The 14320-nt window shown below is 73.8% G+C and carries 15 protein-coding genes; 4 read left to right on the top strand and 11 right to left on the bottom strand.

Features of this window, described 5'->3' with window-relative positions; translation table 11 throughout:
• Window positions 1-12: 12 nt before the first annotated feature.
• Genes hisH through hisD form a run of 5 tightly spaced genes read right to left on the bottom strand, consistent with a single transcriptional unit; the run spans window position 13 to window position 3841 of the window.
• The gene (gene hisH, locus ACIRYZ_RS05975) at window positions 13-648 is read right to left on the bottom strand and encodes an imidazole glycerol phosphate synthase subunit HisH (RefSeq protein ID WP_402940107.1); all 636 of its coding nucleotides are present in this window, start codon (window positions 646-648) and stop codon (window positions 13-15) included.
• A gap of 39 nt (window positions 649-687) precedes the next feature.
• Window positions 688-840, bottom strand: coding sequence for a hypothetical protein (locus ACIRYZ_RS05970; RefSeq protein ID WP_393026760.1), 153 nt, complete (start codon window positions 838-840; stop codon window positions 688-690).
• Complete coding sequence (gene hisB / locus ACIRYZ_RS05965; protein WP_402940105.1) at window positions 837-1430, bottom strand: imidazoleglycerol-phosphate dehydratase HisB; 594 nt, start codon at window positions 1428-1430, stop codon at window positions 837-839. Before hisB ends, ACIRYZ_RS05970 begins: the two co-directional genes overlap by 4 nt.
• Before the next feature lie 6 nt (window positions 1431-1436).
• Entirely contained in the window at window positions 1437-2537 is a 1101-nt protein-coding gene (locus tag ACIRYZ_RS05960; RefSeq protein ID WP_402940102.1) for a histidinol-phosphate transaminase, read from the bottom strand.
• On the bottom strand, window positions 2534-3841 hold the full coding sequence (gene hisD, locus ACIRYZ_RS05955) for a histidinol dehydrogenase (protein ID WP_402940099.1): 1308 nt from the start codon (window positions 3839-3841) through the stop codon (window positions 2534-2536). Before hisD ends, ACIRYZ_RS05960 begins: the two co-directional genes overlap by 4 nt.
• A 91-nt stretch (window positions 3842-3932) precedes the next feature.
• On the opposite strand from hisD, the gene ACIRYZ_RS05950 reads away from it, so the two are divergent.
• The 3 genes from ACIRYZ_RS05950 to ybaK all read left to right on the top strand — a co-directional run bounded on the left by ACIRYZ_RS05950 (window position 3933) and on the right by ybaK (window position 6835).
• Complete coding sequence (locus ACIRYZ_RS05950) at window positions 3933-5510, top strand: oxidoreductase (RefSeq protein WP_402940097.1); 1578 nt, start codon at window positions 3933-3935, stop codon at window positions 5508-5510.
• Window positions 5511-5597: 87 nt separating this feature from the next.
• On the top strand, window positions 5598-6326 hold the full coding sequence (locus ACIRYZ_RS05945) for an LON peptidase substrate-binding domain-containing protein (protein WP_402940094.1): 729 nt from the start codon (window positions 5598-5600) through the stop codon (window positions 6324-6326).
• Window positions 6327-6340: 14 nt separating this feature from the next.
• A complete protein-coding gene (gene ybaK, locus ACIRYZ_RS05940; protein WP_402940091.1) occupies window positions 6341-6835 on the top strand; it encodes a Cys-tRNA(Pro) deacylase in 495 nt (164 codons plus the stop codon).
• A 93-nt stretch (window positions 6836-6928) separates the two neighbouring features.
• Here ybaK and ACIRYZ_RS05935 read toward each other — a convergent pair whose 3' ends face one another.
• From ACIRYZ_RS05935 to ACIRYZ_RS05910, 6 genes are all read right to left on the bottom strand, one after another.
• A complete protein-coding gene (locus tag ACIRYZ_RS05935; RefSeq protein ID WP_402940089.1) occupies window positions 6929-7729 on the bottom strand; it encodes a hypothetical protein in 801 nt (266 codons plus the stop codon).
• 55 nt (window positions 7730-7784) lie between these two features.
• The gene (locus tag ACIRYZ_RS05930) at window positions 7785-8594 is read right to left on the bottom strand and encodes an ABC transporter permease (protein WP_402940086.1); all 810 of its coding nucleotides are present in this window, start codon (window positions 8592-8594) and stop codon (window positions 7785-7787) included.
• Window positions 8591-9589, bottom strand: a complete 999-nt coding sequence (locus ACIRYZ_RS05925; protein WP_402940083.1) for an ABC transporter ATP-binding protein — start codon at window positions 9587-9589, stop codon at window positions 8591-8593. Before ACIRYZ_RS05925 ends, ACIRYZ_RS05930 begins: the two co-directional genes overlap by 4 nt.
• A 90-nt stretch (window positions 9590-9679) precedes the next feature.
• On the bottom strand, window positions 9680-10966 hold the full coding sequence (locus ACIRYZ_RS05920) for an NYN domain-containing protein (protein WP_402940080.1): 1287 nt from the start codon (window positions 10964-10966) through the stop codon (window positions 9680-9682).
• Window positions 10967-11242: 276 nt separating this feature from the next.
• Window positions 11243-12289, bottom strand: coding sequence for an aspartate-semialdehyde dehydrogenase (locus ACIRYZ_RS05915; protein ID WP_402940078.1), 1047 nt, complete (start codon window positions 12287-12289; stop codon window positions 11243-11245).
• Between the two features lie 114 nt (window positions 12290-12403).
• Window positions 12404-13291 carry a dihydrodipicolinate synthase family protein gene (locus tag ACIRYZ_RS05910; protein ID WP_402940076.1) on the bottom strand — a complete coding sequence of 296 codons (888 nt, stop codon included), beginning with the start codon at window positions 13289-13291 and terminating at the stop codon, window positions 12404-12406.
• Between the two features lie 71 nt (window positions 13292-13362).
• Between ACIRYZ_RS05910 and ACIRYZ_RS05905 the strand changes: the two genes are divergently transcribed.
• A complete protein-coding gene (locus tag ACIRYZ_RS05905) occupies window positions 13363-14250 on the top strand; it encodes a LysR family transcriptional regulator (RefSeq protein WP_387620463.1) in 888 nt (295 codons plus the stop codon).
• Window positions 14251-14320 lie beyond the last annotated feature (70 nt).

Genomic DNA, 14320 nt, shown 5'->3' with positions numbered 1-14320 from the left:
ACTTTCAGCTCGTCAGAGGGTGTTGACCCAGTTGGTCAGCAGGGCGGCGCCGGCGTCGCCGGACTTCTCGGGGTGGAACTGGGTGGCCCACAGCGGGCTGTTCTCGACCGCGGCGACGAAGGGCCGGCCGTGCGTGGCCCAGGTGACCAGCGGCGGGTTGATCCGCGCGCTGTGGGTCTCCAGCTCCCAGTGCCGCACCCCGTAGGAGTGCACGAAGTAGAAGCGGGTCTCCGGGTCCAGGCCGGCGAACATCCGGCTGCCCTCGGGCACGTCCACGGTGTTCCAGCCCATGTGCGGGACGACCGGGGCGTCCAGTGGCTCGACGGTGCCCGGCCACTCGTCGCAGCCGGCCGTCTCCACGCCGTGCTCGACCCCCTTCTCGAAGAGGATCTGCATGCCGACGCAGATGCCCATGACCGGGCGGCCCCCGGCGAGCCGGCGGCCGATGATCCAGTCCCCGCGGACCGACTTCAGCCCGCGCATGCAGGCCTCGAAGGCGCCGACGCCGGGGACGAGCAGGCCGTCCGCGGCCATCGCGGTGTCGTAGTCGGAGCTGACCGTGACGTTCGCCCCGGTCCGCTCCAGGGCGCGCTGCGCGGAGCGCAGGTTGCCGGAGCCGTAGTCGAGGACGACGACGTTCTTGCCCATGTGTTCAGGTGTCCAGTCTCTCAGCGGCGGGCGGCGGGTCTACAGGCGCATGAGGCCGGAGGCCAGGCACATCACGGAGCCGAAGGCCAGCACCAGGATGACGCCCTTCGGCAGCTTCTGCTTCCAGAAGGAGATCACTCCGCCGGCCAGGAAGAGGCCGACGAAGAGGAGGATCATCGTGGACTTGCTCACAGCGCACCCTTGGTCGACGGGAGGATTCCGGCCGCGCGCGAGTCACGCTCGGCGGCGTAGCGCAGCGCCCGGGCCAGCGCCTTGAACTGGCACTCCACGATGTGGTGCGCGTTGCGCCCGTACGGGACGTGCACGTGCAGCGCGATCTGGGCCTGGGCGACGAAGGACTCCAGGATGTGCCGGGTCATCGTGGTGTCGTAGCTGCCGATCATCGGCGCCATGCCCTCGGGCTCGGTGTGCACCAGGTAGGGCCGGCCGGAGAGGTCCACGGTGACCTGGGCGAGGGACTCGTCCAGCGGCACCGTGCAGTTGCCGAAGCGGTAGATGCCGACCTTGTCGCCGAGCGCCTGCTTGAAGGCGGCACCGAGCGCGAGGGCGGTGTCCTCGATGGTGTGGTGGGTGTCGATGTACAGGTCGCCGTCGGTCTTGACGGTGAGATCGAACAGACCGTGCCGGCCGAGCTGGTCGAGCATGTGGTCGTAGAACCCGACGCCCGTCGAGATGTCGGTCTTGCCGGTGCCGTCGAGGTCTATCTCGACCAGGACGGAGGTCTCCTTGGTGGTGCGCTCGACGCGTCCGATGCGGGACATACGGGGTTACAGCTCCTTGATCACAGTGCGGACGGCGTCCAGGAAGGCGTCGTTCTCGGCGGGCGTGCCGGCGGTGACGCGCAGCCACCCGGGGACGCCGTTGTCACGGACCAGGACACCCTGGTCGAGGATGGCCTGCCAGACGGCGTGGGTGTCGGCGAAGCGGCCGAACTGGACGAAGTTGGCGTCCGAGTCGGTCACCTCCAGGCCCATCGCCCGCAGCGCGTCGACCAGCCGGTCGCGCTCCTCCTTGAGTCGTCCGACGTACCCGAGCAGGGTGTCGGTGTGCTCCAGGCAGGCCAGCGCGGTGGCCTGGGTGACGGCCGACAGGTGGTACGGCAGGCGCACCAGCTGGACGGCGTCGACCACCGCCCGGTCGGCGGCCAGGTAGCCCAGTCGCAGGCCGGCGGCGCCGAAGGCCTTGGACATGGTGCGGCTGACCACCAGGTTGGGGCGGCCCTCGATCAGCGGCAGCAGCGAGGCGCGGTGCGAGAACTCGACGTACGCCTCGTCCACCACGACCAGGCTGGACCGGGCGGCCTGCGCGGCCTCGTAGAGCCGCAGCACGGTGTCGGCCGACACCGCCGTCCCGGTCGGGTTGTTCGGCGAGCAGATGAACACCACGTTCGGCCGGTGCTCGGCGATGGCGGCGAGCGCGGCGTCCACGTCGATGGTGAAGTCGTCACCCCGCGGGCCGGAGATCCAGGCGGTGCCGGTGCCCCGGGAGATCAGCGCGTGCATCGAGTACGAGGGCTCGAAGCCCAGCGCGTTGCGGCCGGGGCCGCCGAAGGTCTGCAGCAGCTGCTGGAGCACCTCGTTGGAGCCGTTTGCGGCCCAGACCTGCTCGCGCGCGACCGGGTGGCCGGTGGTGCGGGTCAGGTACGCGGCCAGACCCTCGCGCAGCTCGACCGCGTCCCGGTCGGGGTAGCGGTTGAGGTTGCGGGCGGCCTCGGCGACCCGCTCGGCGATCCGGGCCACCAGCTCCTCGGGGAGCGGGTACGGGTTCTCGTTGGTGTTCAGCTGGACGGGCACGTCCAACTGCGGTGCGCCGTACGGGGACTGGCCGCGCAGCTCGTCCCGGATCGGGAGGTCGTCAATAGCGGTCACGAGCCGGGAACCGTCCAATCGAACCGAGCCTTGATGGCGTCACCGTGACCGGGCAGGTCCTCGGCGTTGGCCAGGTTGACCACGTGCGCGGCGACGTCCGCCAGCGCGTCCCGGTCGTACTCGACGACCTGGACGCCGCGCAGGAAGGTCTGCACCGACAGCCCGGAGGAGTGGCAGGCGCAGCCGCCGGTCGGCAGCACGTGGTTGGAGCCGGCCGCGTAGTCGCCCAGCGAGACCGGGGTCCAGCGGCCGATGAAGATCGCGCCGGCGTTGACCACCTTGGCCGCGACCGCGTGCGGGTCGCGGGTCTGGATCTCCAGGTGCTCGGCCGCGTAGGCGTTGACCACGGCGAGGCCCTGGGTCAGGTCGTCGACCAGGATGATGCCGGACTGCCGGCCGCCGAGCGCCTCGGCGACCCGCTCGCTGTGCTTGGTCTTCGCGACCTGCACGGCGAGCTCGGCCTCGACCGCGTCGGCCAGCGCCGGGGAGTCGGTGACCAGCACCGAGCCGGAGGTCGGGCCGTGCTCGGCCTGGCTGATCAGGTCGGCGGCCACGTCGCTGGGCAGCGCGCTGTCGTCGGCGAGGACGGCGATCTCGGTCGGGCCGGCCTCGGAGTCGATGCCGATCCGGCCGGCGAACAGCCGCTTGGCGGCGGCCACGTAGATGTTGCCGGGGCCGGTGACCATGGTGACCGGGGCGCACTCCTCGGTGCCCAGGGCGAACATCGCCACCGCCTGGGCGCCGCCGACCGAGTAGACCTCGTCGACGCCGAGCAGCGCGCAGGCCGCCAGGATGGTCGGGTGGACCCGGCCGTCGAACTCTTTCTGCGGCGGGGAGGTGACCGCGATGCCCCGGACGCCTGCCTCCTGGGCCGGCACCACGTTCATCACCACGGAGGACGGGTAGACCGCCAGCCCGCCCGGCACGTACAGGCCGACCCGCTCGACCGGCACCCAGCGCTGGGTGACCGTGCCGCCCGGCACCACCTGGGTGGTGTGCCCGGTGCGGCGCTGGTCCGCGTGCACGGCCCGGGCCCGGCGGATGGATTCCTCCAGCGCGGCCCGCACCTTCGGGTCCAGCGTCTCCAGGGCCTCGGTGAGCTGCTCGGCCGGGACACGGGTCGATTCCAGCCGGACGCCGTCGAAGCGCTCGGTGATCTCGATCAGCGCCGCGACCCCGCGATGGCGTACGTCCTCGGCGATCGGCCGTACCTTCTCCAGCGCGGCCGCCACGTCGAACTCGGCACGGGGCAGCAGGTCACGCGGGTCGTCGAGCGAGCCGCGGAGGTCGATTCGAGAGATCACGCCACCCAGTGTAAGGAGTGGCCGGAACCGCTGGTCCCGCATTTCAGTCCGTGATACGAAGGGCGAGACGACCGGGGGGACGGGGAAAAGCATGGCGGAAAGCGCTCCAGAAGGCTGGACCGACACGGAACGGGCGCTCTGGGAGGCCTTCCGCGAGGGCGAGGTCTTCGACCTCCGGTGTGGCCGGAACGACATCGACGACCCCTTCGGGGACGCCGTCTGGGGCCCCGAGCGGACGGTGAGCGCCGAAGTGCTCGCCCACCTGCTGCTGGTCGGCCCGCGGCCCACCCCCGGGCGTGTCGCCTCACTGCGGATGAGCGGCGTGTACGTCACCGGTGCGCTCAACCTGGCCGGCGGCCACATCGACCGGTACGTCGAACTGCGCGGCTGCCGCTTCGAGCACAAGATCCTCATCTCGGAGGCCTCGGCGACCACCCTGCGCATGGTCGACTGCCTGGTCCCCCGGATCGAGGCCTCCCGGCTCTCCACCACCGGCGACCTCCACCTGGCCCGCTGCCGGATCCCCGACGGCATCCGGCTCACCGACGCCAAGATCGGCACCGACCTGCTGCTCAACATGGCGGTGATCGGCTGCGACCGCTTCGGCCGGGCGCTGTCCGCCGACGGGATGACCGTCCACCAGGACTTCGAGGCCGAACGCCTGGAGACCCGGGGCGAGTTGAGCGTCCGCACGGCCCGGATAGGCGGCCGGTTCTCGCTCCGTGGCGCCCAGCTGCACGCCGACCCGCAGAACCGGGTCTGCCTGAACGCCGTCCGGCTCAACGTCGGCCACACCCTCTACCTGACCAGCTCCGCCGACGGCGGCTGGTTCGGCTCCCGCAGCTACTACGGCTCCGGCTACGGCCAGAGCCCCCCACCCGACGCCCCCAGCACCCCCTTCCGCGCCTACGGCCAGGTACGGCTCTCGGACGCCCGCTTCGAGGCCGCCTGCCTGATCTCGGGCGAATTCCACCTGGAGGGTGACGACGAGCTCTCGCTGCGCCGCATCCACACCCCCGAACTCCGCTTCACCTGCAAGATCCGGCCGACCGGAACCGTCTCGCTGTCCCGCGCCCGGGTCGGCAACCTGGTCGACACCCCGGACGCCTGGCCGCTCGGCAAGCACCTGCGGCTGACCGGCTTCGTGTACGAGAACCTCCGCCCGGTCGGCCCGTTCACCATCCGGCAGCGGATCGCCTGGCTGGAGGGCTCCGCGGTGGACTTCCAGCCGGAGTCCTACGAGCAGCTCGCCGCCGCCCTGCGCCGCGACGGCGCCGACGACGACGCCCGCGAGGTGCTGTACGCCAAGCAGCGCCGCCGCCGCCAGACCCTGCCGCTGCCCGCCCGGATCTGGGGCCGGGTGCAGGACGTCACCGTCGGTTACGGCTACCGCCCCGGCCGGGCGGGCCTGTGGCTGCTGCTCGCCTGGGCGCTCGGCAGCGTGTGGTTCGCCACCCACCCGCTGGATCCGCTCAAGCCCGACGAGCGCCCGCACTGGAGCCCGGTGCTGTACACCCTCAACCAGCTGCTGCCGATCGTCGACCTCAACCAGGGCGCCTGGAACCCCGGCGGGATCAGCCAGTGGATCTCCGCCGGACTGGTCGTGGTCGGCTGGCTGCTCGCCTCCACCGTGGTGGCGGGCGCCACCCGGCTGCTCCAGCGGGGCTGACACCGTGGACGGCTTCGGACGGCCCGACACCGTGGACGGCGTTAACCGGGCGACAAGGCCGGGCCCCGGGGAACTACGCTGTCCGCCGTGACAGAACGGCTGCCGCTCTTCCCGCTGAACATCGTGCTCTACCCGGGCCTCGTGCTGCCCCTGAACGTCTTCGAGGAGCGCTACCGCCGTCTCGTCGCCGACCTGCTCGAACAGCCCGAGGACGCGCCGCGCCGCTTCGGCGTGCTCGCCATCAAGGATGGCCGCGAGGTCGCCCCGGTCCGGCCCGAGGAGGGCCCGGCCGGCCCGCTCGACGGTCTGGGCACCGTCACCGGCGACCCGCTGGAGGCGCTGTTCCACGTCGGCTGCGTCGCCGACGTCTCCTCCGCCCAGAAGCAGTCCGACGGCCGCTACGAGCTGCTGGTCACCGGCACCACCCGGTTCTGGCTGCGCTCGGTGGACGTCGCCGGTCCGTACCTGACCGGCGAGATCGAGCCGATCGAGGAGCAGTCCGGCGAGGGCTCCGGCGCCCTGGCCTCCGAGGTCGAGCGGGCGTTCCGGGTGTACCAGAAACGCCTGGCCGGGGCGAAGGAGGCCACCACCATGGGCCGCCCGCAGCTGCCCGACGACCCGCAGGTGCTCTCCTACCTGGTGGCCGCCGCCTCGGTGTTCGAGACCCCGGTCAAGCAGCGGCTGCTCGCCTGCCCCGACACCGCCCAGCGGCTGCGCACCGAACTCGAACTGCTGCGCCGCGAGAGCGCCGTCCTCAGCTGGCTGCCCTCGCTCCCCGCGGTCGAGCTCACCCGCCAGTCCTTCAGCCCCAACTGACCCAGGACCCCCGCATGGCCAAGAAGCCCAAGAAGGGCGGCCAGGGCACCCCGGCCACCGTCGCCCTGGAGAGTGCCGCCGTCGCCTTCACCGTCCACGCCTACGAGCACGACCCGGCCGCCGCCTCCTACGGCGGCGAGGCCGCCGAGGCCCTGGGCGTCGCCCCCGAGCGGGTCTACAAGACCCTGGTCGCCGACGTGGACGGCACCCTCACCGTCGGCGTGGTCCCGGTCGCCGGCCAGCTCGACCTCAAGGCCCTTGCCGCCGCCGTCGGCGGCAAGCGCGCCGCCATGGCCGACCCGGCCGCCGCCGAGCGCAGCAGCGGCTACGTCCTCGGCGGCATCTCCCCGCTCGGCCAGCGCCGCCCGCTGCGCACGGTGATCGACGCCAGCGCCCTCGGCCACCCCACCGTCTACGTCTCGGCGGGCAGGCGGGGCCTGGAGGTCGAGCTGGCCCCCGCCGACCTGATCGCCCTCACCCGGGCCCGCACGGCCGCCATCGCCCGCTGAGGGCCCGGGAAACGGCACGAGGCGGAAGGCCCGGCCCGTACCGGACCGCCGACCTTCCGCCTCGCCGGGGAACCCGGCCCGGCCGGGAGAGCCTCAGCCCTTCCCGCGCTCCCGCGCGGCCGCGTCCACCGGGGGAACCGCGTCCACCGGGGGAACCGCGTCCACCGGGGGAACCGCGTCCGCCGGGGGAGCCGCGGGGGGAGCCTCAGGGGCCCCGTACGTCCCAGCCGGAGCCCCCCAGTACGGCGGCGGGTCCTCCTCCCGCTTGCCGAACGCCGCGGACAGCGCCAGCAGCACCACCATCGCCACCATCGGCCACACCAGCAGCGCCCCCAGCGCCCCCAGGTCGATGCTCGCGTCGAAGTGCCCGCCGTTGCCGACCCGCCGGGCCTCCGCGATCAGGTTGTTGCTGGGCCCGAGCCAGCGTCCGATCCGCCAGGCGCCGATCGACCCGAGCAGTCCGCCGACGGCGAGCCCCAGTGCGACCGAGATGCCGCCGCCGCGCTTGCGGGTCACCAGGAAGGCCCCGAGCGCCGTCACGATCCCGGCGCCCAGCGCGATCAGCACGAACACCGCGTCGGCGCCCGCCCGCTGCTCACCCTCGGGGTCCGCGTAGAGGATCCGGTCGCCGTCCACCAGCAGCGGGACCTTCGGCGCCAGCCAGGCCCACAGCCCGGCCATCACCACTCCGACCAGCAGGCAGGCGACCACGACGCCCGCCCCGATCCGCAGCTCCGCCAGCAGCGGGTGCTCCACCACGGGCGGGGCCTCCGGCATACCCGGGGGCGGCTCCTCGTCCGAGACCGGCGGCGGCGCGAACGGGTCGGGCACGGCGCCCTGCTCCGCCTCCACGTCGGCGTGGGCGGGATCCGGAGGTGTGTTCGGTACGGTCACAGGCCCCATCGTTTCACGACGGCCGCCCGAACGGCCCCACCGGCCGGGCACCGGCCTACCGCGCGACCGCCCGCCGGTACGCCCAGGTGGCCAGCGCCAGGGACACCACGCCGACCGCCGCGCAGACCCCCAGGTCCGCCGCGACCGCCGCCCAGTCCGGGTCCGGCGCGAAGGTCCGGGCGAAGGCCTCCACCCCGTACGTCGAGGGCAGCAGGTCCCGCAGCCACAGCACCGGCTGCGGCAGGTGGTCCACCGGCAGCACGCCCAGCAGCAGGGCCGCCGACATGCCGAGCTGCCCCAGCATCGTCGCGATCTCCTGGCGCGGCGCCAGCAGCCCGCAGGCCGCGCCCAGGCCGGACAGCGCGGCCCCGGCCAGCGGCACGACCGCCAGCAGCACCCACAGCTGCCCGAGCGGCAGCCCGAACATCACCGCGCCGATGCCCGCGGTGACCAGCGTCCCCGGCAGGGTGAACGAGGCGTACGCGCCGGCCGTGCCGAGCACCACCGAGGCGGCCGGCACCGGCAGCGTCCCGTAGTGGTCCAGGCCCCCGTTGGCCCGCAGCTTCCCGAAGTACTGGGCGAGCAGGTTGAGCGCGACGAACGCCACCACCAGCACGCTCGACCCGGCGACCACCGACCGCGCCGCCGAGGTCTGCCCGGCCTCCACGACGCCCCGCATCATCACCAGGATGCCGACGGACTGGAAGGTCGCCACGAACAGCAACGGGATCCGCGCCACCTTGGCCCGGGCGAGCTGCGCCCGGTACACCGCGGCGAGCGAGGGCAGCAGCCGGGCGGCGGGGGCGAGCGGGGCGGGCCCGGCCGTCGACCGGTCGGTCCGCGGGGGCACCGAGAGCAGCGTCACCGAAGTCCTCCGTGATGGCGGCCGCCCAGCTTGAGGTAGGCGTCCTCAAGGCTCGGGGTGGCGAGGGTGAAGTCGTCGAGCGCCGCGAAGGCCGGGCCGGTGGTGACGGCGGCGACCAGCTCGCGGGCCTGCTCGGGGGTGGTGCGGACGGTCCAGCGGCGCCCGGTGCGCTCGGCCCGTTCGGCCAGCGCGGCGACGGCGGGGACACCGAGCGGCGCCTCGTCCCGCCAGACCAGGTCGAGCCGGACGTCGCCGTCCACCAGCGCCTTGAGCCCGCCGGGCGTGTCGCAGGCGATCACCCGGCCCTCGTCGACCACGGCGACCCGGTCGAGCACGGTCTCCGCCTCGATCACGTTGTGGGTGACCAGCAGCACCGTCGTCCCGCGCTCGGCGCGGCGCCGGTCCACGGCCGACCACACGGCCCGCCGGGCGACCGGGTCCATGCCCGTGGTCGGCTCGTCCAGCACGAGCAGCGGCCGCTCCCCCACCAGGGTGGCCGCGAAGCAGGCGAGCCTGCGCTGCCCGCCGGAGAGCTTGGCCAGCGGCCGCGAGGCGATCGGCTCCAGCCCGAGTTCGGTGAGCACCTCCGCCGTCTCGGCGCGGGCCTGCGCCCGGCCGAGCCCGCGCAGCCGCCCGGTGGTCTCGGCGGCCAGCACCACGGTCAGCTCGTCCAGCGCGGTGGACTCCTGCCCGAGGTAGCCGAGCAGCCGCGCCGCCCGCTCGGGGTGCCGCACGATGTCGTGGCCGAGCAGTTCGACCGAGCCGGAGTCCGGGCGCAGCAGCCCGGTGAGCTGGCGCACCAGCGTGGACTTCCCGGCCCCGTTCGGTCCGAGCAGCCCGAAGACCTCGCCCTGCCGGACGGTCAGGCTGATCCCGTCGTTGGCCCGGACCTCGGTGGCGGCGGCGCCGCGCCCGGTGCGGTAGGTGCGGACCAGGTCGCGTACGGCGACGCACGGCGAGGTGTCCTGGGGTGCTCGCCCGGCCGTCTCTTTCACGACCGGAGACTCTACGCGCTCACACGGGCGAACCGGACAAGGGGGCCTGATCGCCGGAAACCACCGGCTCGGCCCGGTCGTGCACCGGCCTCAGTCGTCCACGACCATGGAGCCGCCGGGCACCCGGGCCGCGAGTTCCTTCCAGAAGCCCGCCCTGATGGCGTAGCGGTCGTGCTCGTCGATCTGGTCGTCCTTGTGCGCGAGCAGCCCGAAGCGGGCCGCGTAGCGCAGCAGCTCGCCGTCGACCCGGTGCGGGATGCGCGGGTAGTCGGGCCAGAGCAGGGTGAGCCGTTCGAGGTCGCCGAGCCGGTCGCTCCAGCGCCGGGCGAAGACCTGCCCGACTTCGTGGGCGTCGCCGCCGATCGAGGTGATGTCCTCCTCCCGGTCGGCCCAGCGCTGCTCGGCGGTGGTCAGCTGGGCCAGGGTCGGCAGGCCGTCCCCGGCGGTGACGGACGGCTCCGGTGCGGGCCGGTCCACCCAGCCCCGGTCGGAGGACCACCGCAGCACCGGCCCGCCCGCCGCGTGTCCGGCGACGGTGCCGTTGGCGTGCCCGTTGGCGGTGCCGTTGGCGTGCCCGTTGGCCGCCGGGGTGGTCGGCGTGACGGCGGAGACCCGTCCGGCGAGGTCCTTGGGGGTGGGCACCACCCGCAGTGCCGCGGCGGGCTGCGACCCCCCGTTCGCGGCGGGCGCCTCGGGCTCCGGGGCTCCGGCGGCGGGCCGGGCGCCCGGCGGCACCACGGTCGGCAGCGAGGCGGGCGGGGCGGCCAGGATCTTGGCGATCTCCTGCCGGGCGCCGCCGGCCCCGGGCTCGGGGAACACGCTGGAGCTGTCCCGCAGCGAGAAGGACCCCTCGATCCACTCGCGGTCCAGCACCCGCCGCTCGTCGGCCTCGCCGACCAGGTCCTCGGACTGGTTGAAGTCCCCGTCGGCGGCCTGCAGCGCCCACAGGTGCACGGCCACCCCGTGCTCCTTGGCGGTCATCATCCCGGGCAGCAGGTCCCCGTCGCCGGTGATCAGTACGACGTCCGCGCAGGCCCGGTTGCGGGCGAGTTCGGAGAGTTCGGCGTGCATCGCGGCGTCGACGCCCTTCTGCACCCAGCGCCCCTCGGCCCGGGTGAGGGCGCCCAGCCGTACGGTGACCCGGGGCAGGACGCGCAGCCGCCGGTGCTCGGGCATCGGGCGGCGGTCGGGGGCCGCGTCGAACCAGTAGATCCGCAGCAGGGGCAGCCCAGTCTCGTCCTCGGCGCGCTCGCGCAGGGCACTGATCAGCGCGGTGTGGTTCACGGTGACCTTCGAGCGGGACGGGTCACCGGCGAGCAGGCTGGCGGCGGCGCCCAGCAGGTATCCGGCGTCCACCAGGACGACACAGCGGTCCATCTGCGCACCTCTTTCCGCTCGCCCTCGAAGGTCAGTCAGGGTGGGCGGTCCGCCCGTCGTCCGCGCGTGGTGGGGTGAGGGGCCCCCGTGACCGCCCGATCGTTGGGTCACCTTTTCCCCTAGGTTCGCGCCCCGAACCTCGGCAGATGTCCCGGTCCCGCAACAGCCGCCCCAATGAGTCGCAAAGAAACACGAAGGCGGGCCCCGTTCAACGACGGGGCCCGCCAAACGTCACGGACGGTTGGTCCCGGTCGAGCCCTCGGGCTCGGCCGGGCGTCAGCCCTTGAGCTCCGCGGCGACCAGCTCGGCCAGCTGGACGGCGTTGAGCGCGGCGCCCTTGCGCAGGTTGTCGTTGGAGACGAACAGCGACAGGCCGTTCTCCACGGTCTCGTCCACCCGGATGCGGCCGACGTAGCTCGGGTCCTGGCCGGCCGCCTGCAGCGGGGTCGGGATCTCGGACAGCTCGACACCGGGGGCGGCGGTGAGCAGCTCGACGGCGCGCTCGGTGCTGATCGGGCGCTCGAAGCGGGCGTTGATCTGCAGCGAGTGGCCGGAGAAGACCGGGACGCGCACGCAGGTGCCGGAGACCTTCAGGGCGGGAATGCCGAGGATCTTGCGGCTCTCGTGGCGGAGCTTCTGCTCCTCGTCGGTCTCGTTGGAGCCGTCCTCCACGATGGAGCCGGCCAGCGGCACCACGTTGAAGGCGATCGGCCGCCGGTAGACCTTGGGCTCGGGGAACTCGACGGCGCCGCCGTCGTGGGCGAGCGCGGCGGCGCCGTCCACGACCTTGGCGGCCTGGTCCTGCAGCTCGGCGACGCCGGCCACGCCGCTGCCGGAGACGGCCTGGTAGGTGGAGACGACGAGGGCGGCGAGCCCGGCCTCCTCGTGCAGCGGGCGCAGCACGGGCATGGCGGCCATGGTGGTGCAGTTCGGGTTGGCGATGATGCCCTTGGGGCGGTCGGCGATGGCCTCGGGGTTGACCTCGGAGACGACCAGCGGGACCTCGGGGTCGCGGCGCCAGGCGGAGGAGTTGTCGATGACGACGGCACCGGCCGCGGCCACCTTGGGGGCCAGGGCCTTGGAGGTGGAGCCGCCGGCCGAGAAGATCACGATGTCCAGGCCGGTGTAGTCGGCCGTGGCCGCGTCCTCGACCGTGACCTCGGTGCCCTGCCAGGGCAGCGTGCGCCCGGCCGAGCGCGCCGAGGCGAACAGCCGCAGCTGCTCCACCGGGCCGATTCCACCGGGAAGTCCCGCGCGCTCCGCCAGGATCTCGCGGACCACGCCGCCGACCTGGCCGGTGGCCCCGACAATGCCGATCTTCATTCCGACTACTCCTCTGAATGGTGCTGTCTGCAGCCGCACTCTGCCCATCATGCCTTGTCACGCGGGTGGGGCGACCTGCTGTTCCACGGTGTGAGAGGGGGCCCGGACGGGCCCCTACTGGTCCAGACCACTCGCCAGCTCAAGCGCGGCCGCGACCTCCGCCCCGCCCGCCGGCAGCAGCGGCAGCCGGACGTCCGGGGTCGGGATCCGGCCCTGGGCGTGCAGCACACCCTTGGTCACCGTCGGGTTGGGCGCGGTGAACGCGGACAGCGCCAGAGCGGTCAGCCGGTGCCCGAGCGCCCGGGCCCGCTCCACGTCCCCGGCCCGCCAGGCCTCGTACAGCTCGACGAAGCGGGCGGTCGCCAGGTGCGCGGAGGCGAGGATGCCGCCGGCCGCGCCGATCGCCAGCATCGGCGCCAGGAAGGCGTCCTCCCCGGTGAGGAACGCGAAGCTCTCGGGGGTGTCGGCGAGCAGTTCGGCGGCCGCCTGGTCCAGCCCGCCGGTCGCGTACTTGACGCCCACCACGCCCTCGATCCCGGCCAGTTCGCGCAGCGCGGCGGTGGAGAGCTGCTGCCCGGTGCGGTACGGGATGTGGTAGACGACGAGCGGCAGCGGGCTGCTCGCGGCCAGCGCCCGGAAGTGCGCGACCGTCCCGGCCTCGCCCGCCCGGACGAAGGACGGCGTGGTCACCAGCGCCGCCGCCCGCGGCACCCGCGCGGCGAGCGCGGCCAGCGCCTCGCCGACGGCCCGGGTGTCGCCGCCGGAGGCGCCGACGATCAGCTGCGCCCCGCGCGCCGCGCAGGCGGCCGCGGCGACGTCCACCACCGCGTCCCGCTCCTCGGCGGTCAGCGCGGCGGGCTCGCCGGTGGTGCCGAGCGCGACCAGCCCGGCCGCCCCGGCGTCCAGGACCTCGTACGCGAGCTTCTCCAGCGCGTCGACGGCGACCGAACCGTCGGCGGCGAAGGGGGTGATCAGGGGGACGTAGATGCCCTTGAGTTCCATACCGACGATCCTGCGGCCGCGGATAGCGCAGGTCCAGTTCACATTTCTGACGCTTCTCGTAAGCTGAGCCGATGCTCGATGTCCGACGCCTGCGCCTGCTGCGCGAACTGGCCCACCTCGGCACCATCGCCGCCGTCGCCGAGGCGCTGTCCTTCAGCCCTTCGGCGGTGTCCCAGCAGCTGTCCGTCCTGGAGAAGGAGGCGGGCGTCCCGCTGCTGGAGCGCACCGGGCGGCGGGTCACCCTCACCCCGGCCGGCCGCAACCTGGTCCGCCACGCCGAGTCCGTCCTCGCCCTGCTGGAGCAGGCGGGCGCCGAACTCGCCCACGCCAAGCGGGGACTGGCCGGCCCGCTGCGGATCGGCACCTACCCCTCCGCGGCCCGCGCGATCATCCCTGCGGTGCTCGCCGAGCTGGCCTCCTGGCACCCGGGGCTGGAGCCGATGGTCACCGAGGTCGACCCGGCGGCCGTCGGCGCGGCCCTGCGCGCGGGCGAGCTGGACGTCGCGCTGGTCCACGAGTACGACCTCGTCCCGACCGACCCGGAGCCGGGCCTCGCGGTCACCCGTCCGGTCTTCACCGAGCCGATGTACCTGGCCGCCCGCACCCCGGCCACGGTCGCCGAGCAGCGCGGCGCGCCCTGGATCATGTCCCCGCCCGGCACGCTGTGCCACACCATGGCCGTCCGCGCCTGCGAGGCGGCGGGCTTCGCGCCCCGGATCCGGCACCAGATCGACGACTTCACCACGGTGCTGGCACTCGTGGCCGCCGGCCAGGGCGTCGCCCTGGTCCCCCACCTGGGCACGGCCCAGCAGCCACCGGGGGTCGTGCTCACCCGCTTGCCGATGTACCGCCGCACCCGGGCCGCGTTCCGCGCGGGCGCGGGCTCCCACCCGGCCATCTCGGCCTTCGTCTCGGCGCTGCACACGGCGGTGCCACCGGGGCTGGGCAGCGGGTCCTGAACACGTCGGGGCCCGGGGTGCCGCGCGGCGCCCCGGGCCCCGACCCCTTCTCACGGGGTCCGCGACTCAA

It is taken from the genome of Kitasatospora sp. NPDC101155 (assembly GCF_044768305.1).
Taxonomy (GTDB): domain Bacteria; phylum Actinomycetota; class Actinomycetes; order Streptomycetales; family Streptomycetaceae; genus Kitasatospora.
Note: the sequence above shows the minus strand (reverse complement) of the source record. Positions and strands in the feature narration are given on the sequence as shown.